The 12,902-nt window shown below is 60.4% G+C and carries 15 protein-coding genes; 9 read left to right on the top strand and 6 right to left on the bottom strand.

Annotated elements, in window-relative coordinates:
• The first annotated feature begins 39 nt into the window (after window positions 1–39).
• The 4 genes from FZZ85_RS10490 (at window position 40) to FZZ85_RS10475 (ending at window position 3,988) form a co-directional block, all read left to right on the top strand.
• On the top strand, window positions 40–1,212 hold the full coding sequence (locus FZZ85_RS10490; protein ID WP_226414932.1) for a transaldolase: 1,173 nt from the start codon (window positions 40–42) through the stop codon (window positions 1,210–1,212).
• Between the two features lie 14 nt (window positions 1,213–1,226).
• Entirely contained in the window at window positions 1,227–1,610 is a 384-nt protein-coding gene (locus FZZ85_RS10485) for a cyclic nucleotide-binding domain-containing protein (protein WP_226414929.1), read from the top strand.
• A gap of 558 nt (window positions 1,611–2,168) precedes the next feature.
• On the top strand, window positions 2,169–2,456 hold the full coding sequence (locus tag FZZ85_RS10480; RefSeq protein WP_226414926.1) for a hypothetical protein: 288 nt from the start codon (window positions 2,169–2,171) through the stop codon (window positions 2,454–2,456).
• A gap of 53 nt (window positions 2,457–2,509) precedes the next feature.
• Window positions 2,510–3,988, top strand: a complete 1,479-nt coding sequence (locus FZZ85_RS10475; RefSeq protein ID WP_226414922.1) for a deoxyribodipyrimidine photo-lyase — start codon at window positions 2,510–2,512, stop codon at window positions 3,986–3,988.
• Here FZZ85_RS10475 and FZZ85_RS10470 read toward each other — a convergent pair.
• The 3 genes from FZZ85_RS10470 to pyrH are packed head-to-tail and all read right to left on the bottom strand — an operon-like array spanning window position 3,985 to window position 6,428.
• Window positions 3,985–5,130 carry a geranylgeranyl reductase family protein gene (locus FZZ85_RS10470; RefSeq protein ID WP_226414919.1) on the bottom strand — a complete coding sequence of 382 codons (1,146 nt, stop codon included), beginning with the start codon at window positions 5,128–5,130 and terminating at the stop codon, window positions 3,985–3,987. The two genes, FZZ85_RS10475 and FZZ85_RS10470, sit on opposite strands and share 4 nt — an antisense overlap.
• The gene (gene frr, locus FZZ85_RS10465; RefSeq protein ID WP_226414916.1) at window positions 5,127–5,675 is read right to left on the bottom strand and encodes a ribosome recycling factor; all 549 of its coding nucleotides are present in this window, start codon (window positions 5,673–5,675) and stop codon (window positions 5,127–5,129) included. The genes FZZ85_RS10470 and frr overlap by 4 nt, the downstream gene beginning before the upstream one ends.
• A gap of 39 nt (window positions 5,676–5,714) precedes the next feature.
• Window positions 5,715–6,428: a UMP kinase gene (gene pyrH, locus FZZ85_RS10460; protein ID WP_226401367.1), complete on the bottom strand. Its 714-nt coding sequence runs from the start codon at window positions 6,426–6,428 to the stop codon at window positions 5,715–5,717.
• Window positions 6,429–6,511: 83 nt separating this feature from the next.
• Between pyrH and FZZ85_RS10455 the strand changes: the two genes are divergently transcribed.
• Window positions 6,512–6,706 carry a hypothetical protein gene (locus tag FZZ85_RS10455; protein WP_226414914.1) on the top strand — a complete coding sequence of 65 codons (195 nt, stop codon included), beginning with the start codon at window positions 6,512–6,514 and terminating at the stop codon, window positions 6,704–6,706.
• Window positions 6,707–6,724: 18 nt separating this feature from the next.
• On the opposite strand, the gene cobO is transcribed toward FZZ85_RS10455, so the two are convergent.
• From cobO to FZZ85_RS10440, 3 genes are read right to left on the bottom strand one after another with little or no spacing between them, the layout of a single operon-like run.
• Window positions 6,725–7,390 carry a cob(I)yrinic acid a,c-diamide adenosyltransferase gene (gene cobO, locus FZZ85_RS10450; RefSeq protein ID WP_226414912.1) on the bottom strand — a complete coding sequence of 222 codons (666 nt, stop codon included), beginning with the start codon at window positions 7,388–7,390 and terminating at the stop codon, window positions 6,725–6,727.
• Between the two features lie 24 nt (window positions 7,391–7,414).
• Window positions 7,415–8,047 (bottom strand): class I SAM-dependent methyltransferase, encoded by a 633-nt coding sequence (locus FZZ85_RS10445; RefSeq protein ID WP_226414910.1) that lies wholly within the window; start codon window positions 8,045–8,047, stop codon window positions 7,415–7,417.
• A gap of 33 nt (window positions 8,048–8,080) precedes the next feature.
• Window positions 8,081–9,235: a site-specific integrase gene (locus tag FZZ85_RS10440; protein WP_226414977.1), complete on the bottom strand. Its 1,155-nt coding sequence runs from the start codon at window positions 9,233–9,235 to the stop codon at window positions 8,081–8,083.
• A gap of 72 nt (window positions 9,236–9,307) precedes the next feature.
• On the opposite strand from FZZ85_RS10440, the gene hemH reads away from it, so the two are divergent.
• The 4 genes from hemH to FZZ85_RS10420 are packed head-to-tail and all read left to right on the top strand — an operon-like array spanning window position 9,308 to window position 12,888.
• On the top strand, window positions 9,308–10,483 hold the full coding sequence (hemH, locus tag FZZ85_RS10435) for a ferrochelatase (protein ID WP_226414974.1): 1,176 nt from the start codon (window positions 9,308–9,310) through the stop codon (window positions 10,481–10,483).
• Window positions 10,484–10,539: 56 nt separating this feature from the next.
• Window positions 10,540–12,327 carry a biosynthetic-type acetolactate synthase large subunit gene (gene ilvB / locus FZZ85_RS10430; RefSeq protein ID WP_226414908.1) on the top strand — a complete coding sequence of 596 codons (1,788 nt, stop codon included), beginning with the start codon at window positions 10,540–10,542 and terminating at the stop codon, window positions 12,325–12,327.
• Window positions 12,324–12,671, top strand: a complete 348-nt coding sequence (locus FZZ85_RS10425; RefSeq protein WP_226414906.1) for a nuclease — start codon at window positions 12,324–12,326, stop codon at window positions 12,669–12,671. The genes ilvB and FZZ85_RS10425 overlap by 4 nt, the downstream gene beginning before the upstream one ends.
• Complete coding sequence (locus tag FZZ85_RS10420; protein WP_226414904.1) at window positions 12,664–12,888, top strand: GIVxVP protein; 225 nt, start codon at window positions 12,664–12,666, stop codon at window positions 12,886–12,888. The genes FZZ85_RS10425 and FZZ85_RS10420 overlap by 8 nt, the downstream gene beginning before the upstream one ends.
• Window positions 12,889–12,902: the final 14 nt, after the last annotated feature.

Raw genomic sequence — 12,902 nt, 5'->3', positions numbered from 1 at the left:
AAGCGCCGCTACGTTACGGGTATTGAGCCGTCGTACATCATGGCCAGCCTGCTCGATCAGCTTTCACAAATGACCGTGGTCGTTGCCGACACGGGTGATCTGGAGGCGATCCGTAAGTTCACCCCTCGGGATGCCACCACCAACCCGTCGTTGATACTGGCTGCTGCGCAGATTCCGGCTTACCAGAACCTGATTGATGAGGCGTTGCGGTCGTCGCGCAAGTTGATGGGTAGCAACGCAGCGGTGGAAGACGTTGTGCGGGAAGCGCTGGATGAAATCAGTGTGATCTTCGGTAAGGAGATTCTCAAGATTGTTCCCCGTCGTGTGTCAACGGAGGTGGATGCTCGCCTGAGTTTTGATACCGACGCCACGATTGAAAAGGGGCGCAAGCTGATTCGTTTGTACAACGATGCCGGCATCAGCAACGATCGCGTTCTGATCAAAATTGCTTCCACCTGGGAAGGCATCAAAGCCGCCGAGGTGCTGGAGAAAGAGGGGATTCACTGCAACCTCACCCTGCTGTTTGGTTTCGGTCAGGCGGTTGCCTGTGCCGAAGCCGGCGTCACCCTTATTTCCCCTTTCGTCGGGCGTATCTTGGATTGGTATAAGGCAGAAACCGGGCGCGATTCCTATCCCGGGCCGGAAGATCCCGGGGTGATTTCGGTGACCAAGATCTTCAATTACTACAAGACCCACGGCTACAGCACGGAGGTGATGGGGGCGAGCTTCCGCAACATCGATGAGATCACTGAGCTGTCTGGTTGCGATCTGCTCACGATTTCACCAAAGTTGTTGGATCAACTCCGTGAAAGTGATGCAGTGCTGACCCAGAAATTGGATGCGGCCCATCCCACGGTTGGCGAAGCCAAGATTCACGTCGATCGTGCCAGCTTTGATGCATTGATGCAGGACGATCGGATGGCCAGCGATAAGCTCACCGAGGGCATCAAAGGCTTCAGCAAGGCAATTGAAACGCTTGAGCATCAACTGGCCCATCGTCTGGCTGAACTGGAGGGTGGCTCCGCCTTCCGCCACGCCGTGTCTGAGATCTTCATGCTGAACGACATGAACGGCGATGGCTCGATCACCCGCGATGAATGGCTCGGCAGTGATGCCATCTTTGATGCCCTGGATCATGACCATGATGGTTTGATCTCTCAGGAGGATGTGCGCCGAGGCTTTGGCGCAGCCCTGGCTCTGACCTCTGTCTGAGTCGCGCTGGTTCCATGCATGCGCTCGACACCATGCGTGCTTTGGCCAGCAAGGCCGAGGTGATGCATCTCCAGCCGGGTGACTTGCTGTTTCGTACGGGAGAAACCGGCGCCTGCATGTATGGCCTGCTGGAGGGATCGGTGCGGCTCACCTGGATCGATTCAGCAGGCCATGAGGGACATGAGGACATCCCTGTAGGCCATGTGTTCGGCGCGGGGGCCTTAGTGATGGAGGACCATCAGCGTCTGAGCACAGCCACGGCCACCAGTGATTGCCGTTTGATTGCCATGAACCGCGACAAATTTCTGTTTGCGGTTCAGGAGACGCCGATGTTTGCAGTACAGCTGCTCGCATCGATTGATGCTCGTTTGCGCGATATCAAGTTAGCTGACGGCTGAGACAGAAGATTTTTATGGTGCTCGACGATTGTTCGACTTGATTTTGAATCGTGGCTGAAATGTGTTGCGAAGATCTTTATTGCAAGGGCAAATTGAAGCTTTGGAGGTAAGGGGAAATATCAGGGGTGTCGAGGTTGTATTGGTCTGCAATTGTGGAGAATTTGTATTGGGTGATCCAGTCTGTATCTGTGCGGTGCATTCGAATGATGAAGAACAGCTTTGGTTGCATCTCTAGTTGTTAAAGCGATGGATTAGCGCTTGAAAATAGGCTTTGAACAGGATTTTCTCAAGCGTTTGTCGTGGCATATGGCTCGTCTAGAACGGCTATGCCGCATAGAAAATCAGGCTTGCGTTGTATGAGGAAAGCAACTGAGTTTTTCGGTTGATCAGTGAGAATGATCGGGATTTTGGATTTCGATTACTAGCGATGTGGCCGCTCCGCCTGGGGATGCACTTGGATTGTTCCAGCTCAGTCTGTGAATCCTTGGTGTCCTCATCCTGGGACTGCTGAATCGTCTATTAATTCAAGACATCCAGCTGCCGGCTGTGCTGGCTGCTTTGGCCTTGCTGTTTATGGTTTGGGCTGGCTCTGAGCAGTCCATCCCCTTGTTGCGGGCTGTCATTGGCTTGTTTGGCCTGTCGCTGGAGGTGTGCATGAATGCCTGCCTCACCTTGCTCAAAGCTTGGAACGGGGGTGATTTGTTCGCTGCCTATCGCGGTGTTTTTGCCCTGCAGATGGTTTGTTTCCTTGGTGCTGCTTTGATGATGCGCCGTTTGGATGTGGTGGGTTTCCGCAACACCGTGAAAACCCGCTCCAGCGCTGTGATGGAGATGTCTGTTGATTGAGGCTTGGATGAAGCGCTGGATCTACTAGAACCGATGCCCTTGAATTGCAGTGAATGACACCGCTGCAGATCGTTTGGTTCAAGCGTGATCTGCGCATCGTTGATCACCGGCCCTTGGTTGCTGCTGCCGATCGGGGCCTGGTGCTGCCGTTGTACGTGGTGGAGGCGGAGTTGTGGCAGCAGCCCGATGCCTCCGAGCGGCAGTGGCTCTTCTGCCGGGAGTCGCTTGTGGAGTTGCGCCAGGCCCTGGCGGACTTGGGTCAGCCATTGGTGGTACGCATCGGTGATGTGGTGCAGGTGCTGGAGCGGGCCCGGCGCCAGTTCGGTATCGATGGGCTGTGGAGCCATGAGGAAACCGGCAACTGCTGGACTTACCGGCGCGACAAACGCATTGGGGCCTGGGCTCTTCAGCACGGCATCGCCTGGACCGAAATCCCACAGTTCGGGGTGACGCGTCGGATGCGCAGCCGCAATGGCTGGGCCAACCGCTGGGAGGTTCAGATGACGGAGCCCATCACGCCAGCGCCGGCCGCGTTGCAACCGCTGGAGGGCATTGATCCTGGTGTGATCCCTGAGCGCCCCTGCTCAGACCTGAGTTCGGATATGTGTCCGCAGCGTCAGATGGGCGGGCGTTCGATCGGCCTCAAGGAGTTGAGCGACTTTCTGCAGCACCGTGCCCAGCGCTATCAACGGTCGATGTCGAGCCCCAACACCGCATTCACTGGCTGTTCTCGGCTTTCGACCTATCTCACCTGGGGTTGTCTCTCGATGCGAGAGGTGCTGCAGACCAGCCGCACCCATAGCGGTCGCGGCGTCAGCAGCTTTGAATCACGGCTGCACTGGCACTGCCATTTCATACAGAAGCTGGAGGATCAGCCCGCGATTGAATTCAGCGATTTTCATCCGTTTATGCGGGGCATTCGCGCATTGGATGCCGAGCGTTTGATGGCCTGGAGCGAAGGCCGCACTGGCGTCCCCTTTGTGGATGCATGCATGCGCGCCTTGCAGGCCCATGGCTGGATCAACTTCCGCATGCGGGCGATGTTGATGTCCTTCGCCAGCTACAACCTCTGGCTTCCCTGGAGGGACAGTGGTTTGCATCTGGCCCGTCAGTTTGTTGATTACGAACCGGGGATCCACTGGAGCCAGTGCCAGATGCAGTCGGGCAGCACGTCGATCAACACGATTCGGATTTACAACCCGATCAAGCAGGGCATGGATCACGACCCCCAGGGGTTGTTCATCCGTCAGTGGTGCCCTGAACTCAAGGATGTGCCCACGATTCACATCCATGAGCCTTGGATGCTCGGCGGTGGTAAGCCGCCACCGATCGTTGATGTCACTGCATCGATACAGGACGCTAAGGATCGCATCTGGGAGATTCGTCGATCTGCCGGGTTTGACCGCCATGCCGATGCGATTCAGCGCAAGCATGGCTCCCGCAAGGCGGGGTTAAAGCCAACAACCTCCCGCCGCCGGCGCAAACCTGATCAACCCGACAACGGCTGCCACCAGCTCAGCCTTGGCCTTTAGTTGTGCTGTAGCAACAGCCGTTTGATCACCCGTTGGGCGATGTCGCCGTAGCCCATCTCCCCGGAGAGAATCTGAGCGATCCGCCGTGGAGCGGTGGGCCGCTTGATCCCCAGCTGATACCCCACACCGGGGAATCGATAGAACACCTGGGCAATGCGCCGACCCCAGGCCATCGACTCACCCCAGCGCTCTCGCATGCTGCGGCTGTAGCCCCGCACATCTCGAGTGTCACCTTTGAGCCATTGGTTCAGATGTCGAGCCGCCTCGCAGCCGCTCATCAGGGCAGGGCGTAGCCCTTCAGCCAGAAATGGATCGCACAGTGATGCTGCATCGCCGACCACGACAATGCCGTTGCCATCCAGACGGTGATGGCCGTTCCACACCCGTAGTTGCCCCCGTTGGCGGATTCCAGCATCGGTGGCGAAACCCAGATCCGGCAGCAGCTGGGCTAGCACCTGCTCCGGGTCGGCGTCCTGCTTGCCGATAAAGCTGCCCACACCGATGTTCACCCCGCCAGCGAGGGGAAAGGCCCAGGCGAAGCCCTGTTGCACCAGGCCGAATTCAAAGCGGGTGGTGCCATCGCTGAGCCTGCCTTGACCCTCGAGCCTCACCGACATGGTGGTAGCCATCTGGGGTTGTTTGGCTCCTAGGCCGAGCCGTCGGGGCCAAGGGGACCCCGAACCATCGGCAATCACCACGGCCCGCCCCTGCCAATGGCGACCATCGGTTGCCGTTACTTGCCAAATATCTCCATGACGACGGATGTCATTGACCTCAACGCCTGTAAGGCGTTCAGCCCCAGCTTGAATGGCCTGGTCTGAGAGCAGTTGATCCAGCGTTTCGCGGCGCACGATCCAGAACGGTGCATCTCCGGGTAGCTCGGCGACTACCGGATCCTCCAGGCACCAACTGAAATCCACCTGACGGATCACCTGTTCCACCGCTGGCTCTAGGGAAAACGGGAACCACTGCTGCACAGAGGCTGCCATGCCACCACCGCAGGGTTTAACTCGCGGCCCGTCGTCGCGCTCAAGTGTCAGAACGTCATGGCCCGCTGCCGCAAGATGCACTGCCGCTGCACCACCAGAGGCCCCGGACCCGACGATCAGAACATCGCGGGTCCGATCCACTCCGTTGCTCACACCTTGAGGATGTCGGCTTCTTTGGTGGCCAGGTGCTCCTCGAGTTCAGAAATGAACTTGTCGAGTGTTTTCTGAACGCTGTCTTGCTCATCGCGGCTCTGGTCCTCGGAGAACTCGCCCTCCTTCTCCTGCTTCTTGATCTTGTCGATCGCGTCGCGGCGTAGGTTTCGCAGGGCCACCTTGCCTTCCTCGGCGTACTTGGAGGCCAACTTGCAGAACTCCTTGCGGCGTTCCTCGGTGAGGGGCGGAACGTTGATGCGAATGATCTTGCCGTCGTTGTTGGGGGTGAAGCCCAGCTCACTCATGGCAATTGCTTTTTCGATCGAGGCCAGGGCGCTGATGTCGAACGGTTGGATCTGGATGGTCTGGGAGTCCGGGGTCGACAGGGTGGCCAGCGACTTCAGCGGTGTGTCAGCGCCGTAGTACTCCACGCTGATCCGGTCCAGCAGGGAGGAATTGGCACGGCCGGTGCGGATCGTGTTGAAGTTGCGCTGGGTGGCCTCCACCGACTTGCGCATGCTGGCTTCGAGGTCCTGGGTCGACATGGTTGCTGAGGGAGGAGGCTTGCGTACTGGGTGGCGTTGTTAGGCGGGGTCGCCGATGCGGGACCCGATCGGTTCCCCGGCCACGGCTCTGCCGATGTTGCCAGGTTCAAACAGGTTGAAAACCACAATCGGGATGTTGTTGTCTTTACAGAGGGCGATGGCGGTGCTGTCCATCACACCCAATTCGCCGCTGAGCACATCCTGGTAGCTGAGTTGCTCATGCTTCACCGCATCAGCGTGCTTGGCCGGGTCCTTGTCGTAGACCCCATCCACCTTGGTGGCTTTGAACACCACATCGGCATTGATTTCGGCGGCCCGGAGGGCAGCGGTGGTGTCGGTGGTGAAGAAAGGGTTTCCGCAACCGGCGCCGAACACCACCACACGGTTTTTTTCCAGGTGTCGAATGGCTTTACGGCGGATGTAGGGCTCCGCTACTTCCTGCATGGCGATGGCGGTCTGCACCCGAGTGGGAACTCCGGCCCTTTCGAGCCCGTCTTGGAGGGTGATGGCGTTCATCACCGTGGCCAACATGCCGACATAGTCAGCTGTGGCCCGTTCCATTCCCGCTGCAGAACCCTTAAGGCCTCGGAAGATGTTGCCGCCGCCTACGACGATCGCAAGTTGGGTGCCACTGGCCACCACCTTGGCCACATCGGAGGCAATTGACTGAACAATCGCGGGATCGATGCCATAGCCCTGAGATCCCATCAGAGCTTCGCCGCTGAGTTTCAGCAGGACGCGTGTGTAGGTCATCTACGGTCCAGATCCTTTTGACAGTAGCAAGCACTGGCAGAAGCCTCTCGTCGCCGCTTGGATGGGGAAACCGCGGCTGTTTGATGCCAGAGAGCGATGCCACCCAAAGCGGTGTGATGGCCCGTCTCACGCTTTCCGCCCTGGAACGGGCCAGCCAGGATCCAGACTGTTGGCGTGAGCCTGTGGTGCACCGTGCTCTGTTGGTGAGTGGGCTGTCGGTGCTCACCGCGGCCACCCGTTATCTTCAGGACGATCTCGAGGCGGCTGAAGCGGCCTAAGGCTGGGTTGTTCAACCCTCAAAACTCGATGCCCGCCTGGGCCTTCACCCCCTGTTCGCGGAAAGGGTGGTGCACCAGAGTCATTTCCGTCACCAGATCGGCCCGCTCCACCAGCTCGGCTGGTGCGCCACGGCCGGTGACCGCAACGTGGGTGAGCTCTGGTCGCTCGTTCAATCCGGCGATCACCGTACCGGCCTCGATGTAGCCCAGTTTCAAGGCCACATTCAGCTCGTCGAGCAGCACCAATTTCACGCTGGCATCGCGCAGGTAGCCAAGGGCCGTCTGCCAGGCCGCCTCTACAAGTTGTTGATCCCGCTTTCGGTTCTGGGTTTCCCATGTGAAGCCTTCCCCCAGGGCATGCCAGCTCACCTGCTTGCCGAAGGCCTGCAGTGCTCGTGCTTCGCCGGGCTCCCAGCCCCCCTTGATGAATTGAACAATCGCCACCCGCTCGTCATGGCCAAGGGTGCGAAGCACTAGCCCAAGCCCGGCGGTTGTTTTGCCCTTGCCCTGGCCGGTGAACACCAGTACCAGCCCCTTCTCCTTATCGCGTTCCTCCACCCGTTGCTTTTGCACCTGCTGGCGCCGCTCCATCCGTTTGCGGTAACCGGCGTCGTCTGTTTCGGGGGAGAGCTTGCCCCCCATGCCCAGCTCTGCGGCGGATTGATCGAGGTCGTTTGTGCTCATTTTTGAGGAGGGGCGTTGTTGGTTCTATCGAGGCCGAGTGGCAGTGATGCGTTGCAGAGCCCGACCCGCCAGCAGCTCTTGGCTCACGCTGCTGAAACCAAGTTTCTCCAGCTGGGAGGGGAGGTCGTCCTCCAGCATGGCGGTGGCGGTATCGGTTTCAAACAGGGCGCAAAACAGTTGTTGGGGCAGCTTCAGCCAGGGACCTGCCGGATGCAGATCCACAAGCACCAACCAGCCTCCCGGTTCCAGCAGCCTGAGGGCACTGCGCAGCACCCTCTCCCGATCGCTGCGGGGGAATTCGTGCAGGGCCACGCTCAGCTGGATGGCGCTGAAGCTGGCATCGGCCAGCGGCGGATCTTCGGCCAGCCCCTCCACCCGCTCCAGGGTGGGGTGGCGTTGGGCGGCGAGATCAAGGGCGCGGGGGGAAACATCGAGCCCGGTTACGGCATAGCCCGCCGCTAGCCATGGGGCCGCTGCTTCCCCACTGCCGCAGCAGAAATCCAGCACTGCCGCTCCAGGTTTGAGATGGGGCTGCAATGCCTCGAGCCCTAGGCCGCGCAGGCGCTCCACCCCACCCACACTCAGCGACGACACCGCGGTCACCGTGTCGTAAATCCAGCGGTAGCGGTAGGCCAGCGGCCTCAGAAACGACGTCATCGTTTATGTACAAAAAGAGCAGTCAGATTGATGTCAGGCCGGTTGCCGGGCTAGGGCTGCATCCACCGCCTGCTGCTGGTCACGCCGGGTGATCCAGTGGTGATAGGTGCGGGTGTGGATCGTTACCGAGTGGCCCATCATCCTGGCGGCAACGGTGTCAGGCAGGCCAACGTGGATGGTGCGCACCGCCCAGGCGTGGCGCAGGTCGTAGGGGGTGATCGGCAGGTTGTAGCGGCGGAACTGCTCACTCACCCGCCGTCCCACCTGTTGCAGAGTGGTGCGACGCAGATCAGTTTGGATCGCAGGCAGGGCGGCTGGGTTCTCCGCCAGCTCCTGCAATCCGAAGCGCTCGACCCAGTCGGGGTGGAACGGCCAGCTCTGGTGCTCACCGGTTTTGGTGGTCGGCAGCACCCGCAACACTTGATCCCCGCCTGGGGCTAGGGAGGAGCAATCGCAGAAGAACACCTCGTGGTTGCGCAGGCCGTAGGTGGCCATCAGGGCAAAGGCCAGGCGCCACTGCGGATTGGGAATGCAGCTTGCGGCCTCGAAGATCTGCGGATCGGTGGGCAGCTGGCGGAAGCGTGCCCGATGCAGGCCGTAGCCTCCGGCCTCTTGGCGCCAGTCCTCTGGCAAGGGCAGCTCCAGATGCCGGGCCAGGGCGGCCAGGGCCGTGGCGCACTGCTGCCGGCTGCGGCTGCCGTCGTCGTAACTGACCAGCGTTTGCATCAGCAGCGCTGACGCCAGCGGCTGATCACTGCACTGACGCGCCAGTCGCCTGAGGTACGGCAAGTAGGCACTGGTCCAGGTGGTGCGACTGCTCGCTGGTGAACGGCGTCGACGCGGGTCGGCAAAAAAGGCTGCTTCGAAGCTTTCGATGGCGGTCTGGATGCTGATTGAGCCCCCCTTGGCTTTGGTTGGCGAGGTGGGGGCCGACCAGAGCGTCCAATCAAAACTGCGCTGCTCCAATTGCAGCTGCACTAGGGCAGCACTGCTGAGGGCTTGATTTAGTCCGGCTGGATCGGCGATCAGCCCCAGGCTGATTCGTTGCAAGCCGTTCAGGCTCGGATCCCCGCGCAATGGCAGAGACCCGCGCAGGTTCAGGCGGCGTCCCCGCTGTTCGATACGCAGGCGTGACCCCCGTGCCGCCAACTGCGCATTGGCGGTCTCCAGCGCACTTTTGAACTCCATAAATGTGTCGTTGGAACCAAGGATCGCGTCCATGGCGGCTACGCTCAACCCCCGAAAAGCGTTCTGATGGGTATGTCCCGCGTCGGTGTCGTCCTGCTGAATCTGGGTGGCCCTGAGCGTATCCAAGACGTTGGACCGTTTCTTTACAACTTGTTCGCCGATCCGGAGATCATTCGGCTACCCAGTCCGGCGCTGCAGAAACCGCTTGCTTGGTTGATCAGCACCTTGCGCAGTGGCAAGTCGCAGGAGGCCTATCGCTCCATCGGTGGCGGATCACCGCTGCGGCGAATCACTGAGCAGCAGGCCCGGGAACTTCAAAGCTTGCTGCGTCAGCGCGGTATCGATGCCACCAGCTACGTGGCCATGCGCTACTGGCATCCATTTACCGAATCCGCAGTGGCGGATATCAAGGCCGACGGCATGGATGAGGTGGTGGTGCTTCCCCTCTACCCCCATTTCTCAATCAGCACGAGTGGATCAAGTTTCCGCGAGCTGCAGCGCCTGCGGCAGGCGGATCCCGCGTTTCAGAAGTTGCCGATTCGCTGCATCCGCAGCTGGTTTGACCACCCGGGCTATGTGAAGGCCATGGCCGAACTGATCGCTACAGAGGTCCGCAATAGCGACGATCCCACGAAGGCGCACGTCTTCTTCAGCGCCCACGGTGTGCCTAAGAGCTACGTCGAAGAGGCCGGCGACCCCTATCAAAAGGAGATCGAATCCTGCACCGGTTTGATCATGAGGGAGTTGGCCGTTCAGATGGGCCACGACAACCCCTTCACCCTGGCGTACCAAAGCCGTGTGGGCCCGGTGGAGTGGCTCAAGCCATACACCGAGGAGGCCCTTGAGGAATTGGGCCAAGCGAAGACCAACGATCTGGTGGTGGTGCCGATCAGCTTCGTCAGCGAACACATCGAGACGCTTGAGGAAATCGACATCGAATACCGGGAGTTGGCCACTGAAGCAGGCGTGGTGAATTTCCGCCGGGTGCGCGCTCTCGATACCTACTCCCCCTTCATCGAAGGCTTGGCGGATCTCGTGGCCACCAGCCTTCAGGGCCCTGAAGTGAGCCTCGATGCGGCGGCTGAGCTTCCCAACAAAGTGAAGCTCTATCCCCAGGAAAAGTGGGAATGGGGTTGGAACAACAGCTCTGAGGTCTGGAACGGCCGTCTGGCCATGGTCGGTTTTTCGGCCTTTTTGCTGGAGCTGATCAGTGGTCAAGGGCCGCTGCATGCGCTCGGTCTGCTCTGATCAAGCCAGGGGCGCTTCGGGCCCTTAATCTTGAGGGTCATTGACATGTCGCCTCTGTGACTCTCACCTCAGCGTCTTCGGCCGTCACTGGCCAGCAGGCCGGTCACGGTGGGCAGAGAATGTCTGGGGCGACAGCCCTGATGGACGCCTTGCGGCGCCATGGCGTCGACACGATTTTCGGCTACCCCGGCGGCGCGATTCTCCCGATCTACGACGCACTTCACATTGCTGAAAGCGAGGGTTGGGTCAAGCACATCCTTGTGCGACATGAGCAGGCCGGCACCCATGCGGCCGATGCCTTCGCCCGCGCCACCGGCAAGGTGGGCGTTTGCTTCGGCACATCGGGGCCCGGTGCCACCAACTTGGTGACTGGCATCGCCACCGCCCAGATGGACTCGGTGCCAATGGTGGTGATCACCGGCCAGGTGCCGCGTCCTGCGATTGGCACCGATGCCTTCCAGGAGACCGACATCTTCGGCATCACCCTGCCGATTGTGAAACATTCCTGGGTGGTGCGCGATCCGGCGGATCTCGCCTCCATCGTTGCCCAGGCTTTTTTGATTGCTGCCAGCGGTCGTCCGGGCCCCGTGCTGATTGACATCCCGAAGGATGTCGGCCAGGAGATGTTCGACTACATGCCGGTTGAGCCCGGATCAATTGTTCCCCAAGGCTTCCGTAAGCCTCAACCCCCCCGAGATGAACCGATCCTGTCGGCGCTTGAGCTGATTGCCGAGGCAGAGCATCCCCTGCTCTATGTGGGCGGTGGTGCGATCTCAGCCTGTGCCCACGACAGTCTGCGGGTGATTGCCGAGCGCTACCAGATCCCAGTCACGACCACCTTGATGGGGAAGGGCGCCTTCGATGAAAATGACCCCCTCTCGGTGGGCATGCTCGGCATGCATGGCACGGCCTACGCCAACTTCGCCGTCACCGAATGCGATCTGCTGATTGCTGTTGGAGCCCGTTTTGACGATCGGGTGACCGGAAAGCTCGATACCTTTGCCCCTCGGGCCCAGGTGATCCACTTCGAGATTGACCCGGCTGAAATCGGCAAGACCCGCCGCCCCGATGTGGCGGTACTGGGTGATCTGAGCCTGAGTGTGGCGCGGTTGGTGGAGCTGAGCCTGCAACAGCAGGTGCAGCCCCGCACGGCCCCTTGGTTGGCTCGTATCGCTGAGTGGAAAAAGACCTATCCCCTCACTGTTCCTCCCGCCGAAGGCCCTTTATTCCCCCAAGAAGTTCTGCTGGCCGTTCGCGAGTTGGCACCGAATGCCATCGTCACCACGGATGTGGGCCAGCATCAGATGTGGGCTGCCCAGTACCTGCGCAATGGGCCCCGGGGCTGGATCAGCAGTGCCGGTCTCGGCACCATGGGCTTTGGCATGCCGGCCGCGATGGGCGCCCAAGTGGCTTGCCCCGATCGTCAGGTGGTGTGCATCGCGGGTGACGCCAGCATCCTGATGAACATTCAGGAGCTGGGAACCCTGGCGGCCTATGGCCTCCCGGTGAAGGTGGTGATCGTCAACAACCACTGGCAGGGCATGGTGCGCCAGTGGCAGGAGAGTTTCTACGAGGAGCGCTATTCCGCCTCCGATATGTTGAACGGGATGCCGGACTTTGTGGCCCTTGCCCGCTCCTTCGGAGTGGACGGCGTGCACATCCGCGAGCGGGATTCGTTGCACAGTGATCTCGAGGCTGCACTCAAGGCCCCCGGGCCGATGTTGATTGACATCCACGTTCGTCGTGGTGAGAACTGCTATCCGATGGTTCCCCCGGGTAAAAGCAATGCTGAAATGGTTGGCCTGCCGGCTCCCATGCCGGTTCTCAACGCCCCGACCTCTTGATTCGTCTTGTCTTAATCGGCTTCTTGCTGCTGCTTTGGGCCGTGCCTGTACAGGCTGCTGAGGTGCTTCAGGTGCGCAGCAGTTCACTCCTCCAGGTTGGCGATCACAACCGCACCTACACCGTTGCCCTGCCCTGTGCTGCCGTTGATGCGAGCCAGGAAGCCGAGGCCACCGCATGGCTCCGCCAGGAGCTGCCGCGCCGCCGCAAGGTCAATTTGCGGCCGGTCGGCTCTAGTGAGGGGCAGCTGATGGCTCGGGTGACCCCGATCGGTGCTGAGCGTGACCTCAGCACTGGCTTGATTGTCGCTGGCTTGGCCAGCAACAGCTGCGGGGCCGATGGCTGATAACCGCATTGCCAGGGGCATTGTGTTAGTGCCCTGCCTGCTTCTTGGGGCTGCCTTTCTGGCCACAGCCGCCTGGGGGCAGGGCGCCGCAGCTGAAAATCGTACCCTGGCCATTGGTATCGGTGCTGGCTTGCTTTTGGCAGGTTGGTTGTCCCAGTTGGGCGGCGGCTCTGAGACCTCTGTGACAAAACCAGACGAGTCCGACCCCTCTCCCTAATTTGCGGGGATCGG

This window comes from Synechococcus sp. MU1642 (genome assembly GCF_020514115.1).
GTDB lineage: Bacteria > Cyanobacteriota > Cyanobacteriia > PCC-6307 > Cyanobiaceae > Parasynechococcus.
This window is presented reverse-complemented; position numbering and strand designations above follow the sequence as displayed.

Coding starts and splice junctions, on each gene's coding strand:
- FZZ85_RS10490 (WP_226414932.1), top strand. CDS start 40: ATGGCCAGCCTGCTCGATCAGCTTTCACAAATGACCGTGGTCGTTGCC.
- FZZ85_RS10485 (WP_226414929.1), top strand. CDS start 1,227: ATGCATGCGCTCGACACCATGCGTGCTTTGGCCAGCAAGGCCGAGGTG.
- FZZ85_RS10475 (WP_226414922.1), top strand. CDS start 2,510: ATGACACCGCTGCAGATCGTTTGGTTCAAGCGTGATCTGCGCATCGTT.
- frr (WP_226414916.1), bottom strand. CDS start 5,675: ATGTCGACCCAGGACCTCGAAGCCAGCATGCGCAAGTCGGTGGAGGCC.
- pyrH (WP_226401367.1), bottom strand. CDS start 6,428: ATGACCTACACACGCGTCCTGCTGAAACTCAGCGGCGAAGCTCTGATG.
- FZZ85_RS10455 (WP_226414914.1), top strand. CDS start 6,512: ATGCCAGAGAGCGATGCCACCCAAAGCGGTGTGATGGCCCGTCTCACG.
- cobO (WP_226414912.1), bottom strand. CDS start 7,390: ATGAGCACAAACGACCTCGATCAATCCGCCGCAGAGCTGGGCATGGGG.
- FZZ85_RS10445 (WP_226414910.1), bottom strand. CDS start 8,047: ATGACGTCGTTTCTGAGGCCGCTGGCCTACCGCTACCGCTGGATTTAC.
- FZZ85_RS10440 (WP_226414977.1), bottom strand. CDS start 9,235: ATGGAGTTCAAAAGTGCGCTGGAGACCGCCAATGCGCAGTTGGCGGCA.
- hemH (WP_226414974.1), top strand. CDS start 9,308: ATGTCCCGCGTCGGTGTCGTCCTGCTGAATCTGGGTGGCCCTGAGCGT.
- FZZ85_RS10420 (WP_226414904.1), top strand. CDS start 12,664: ATGGCTGATAACCGCATTGCCAGGGGCATTGTGTTAGTGCCCTGCCTG.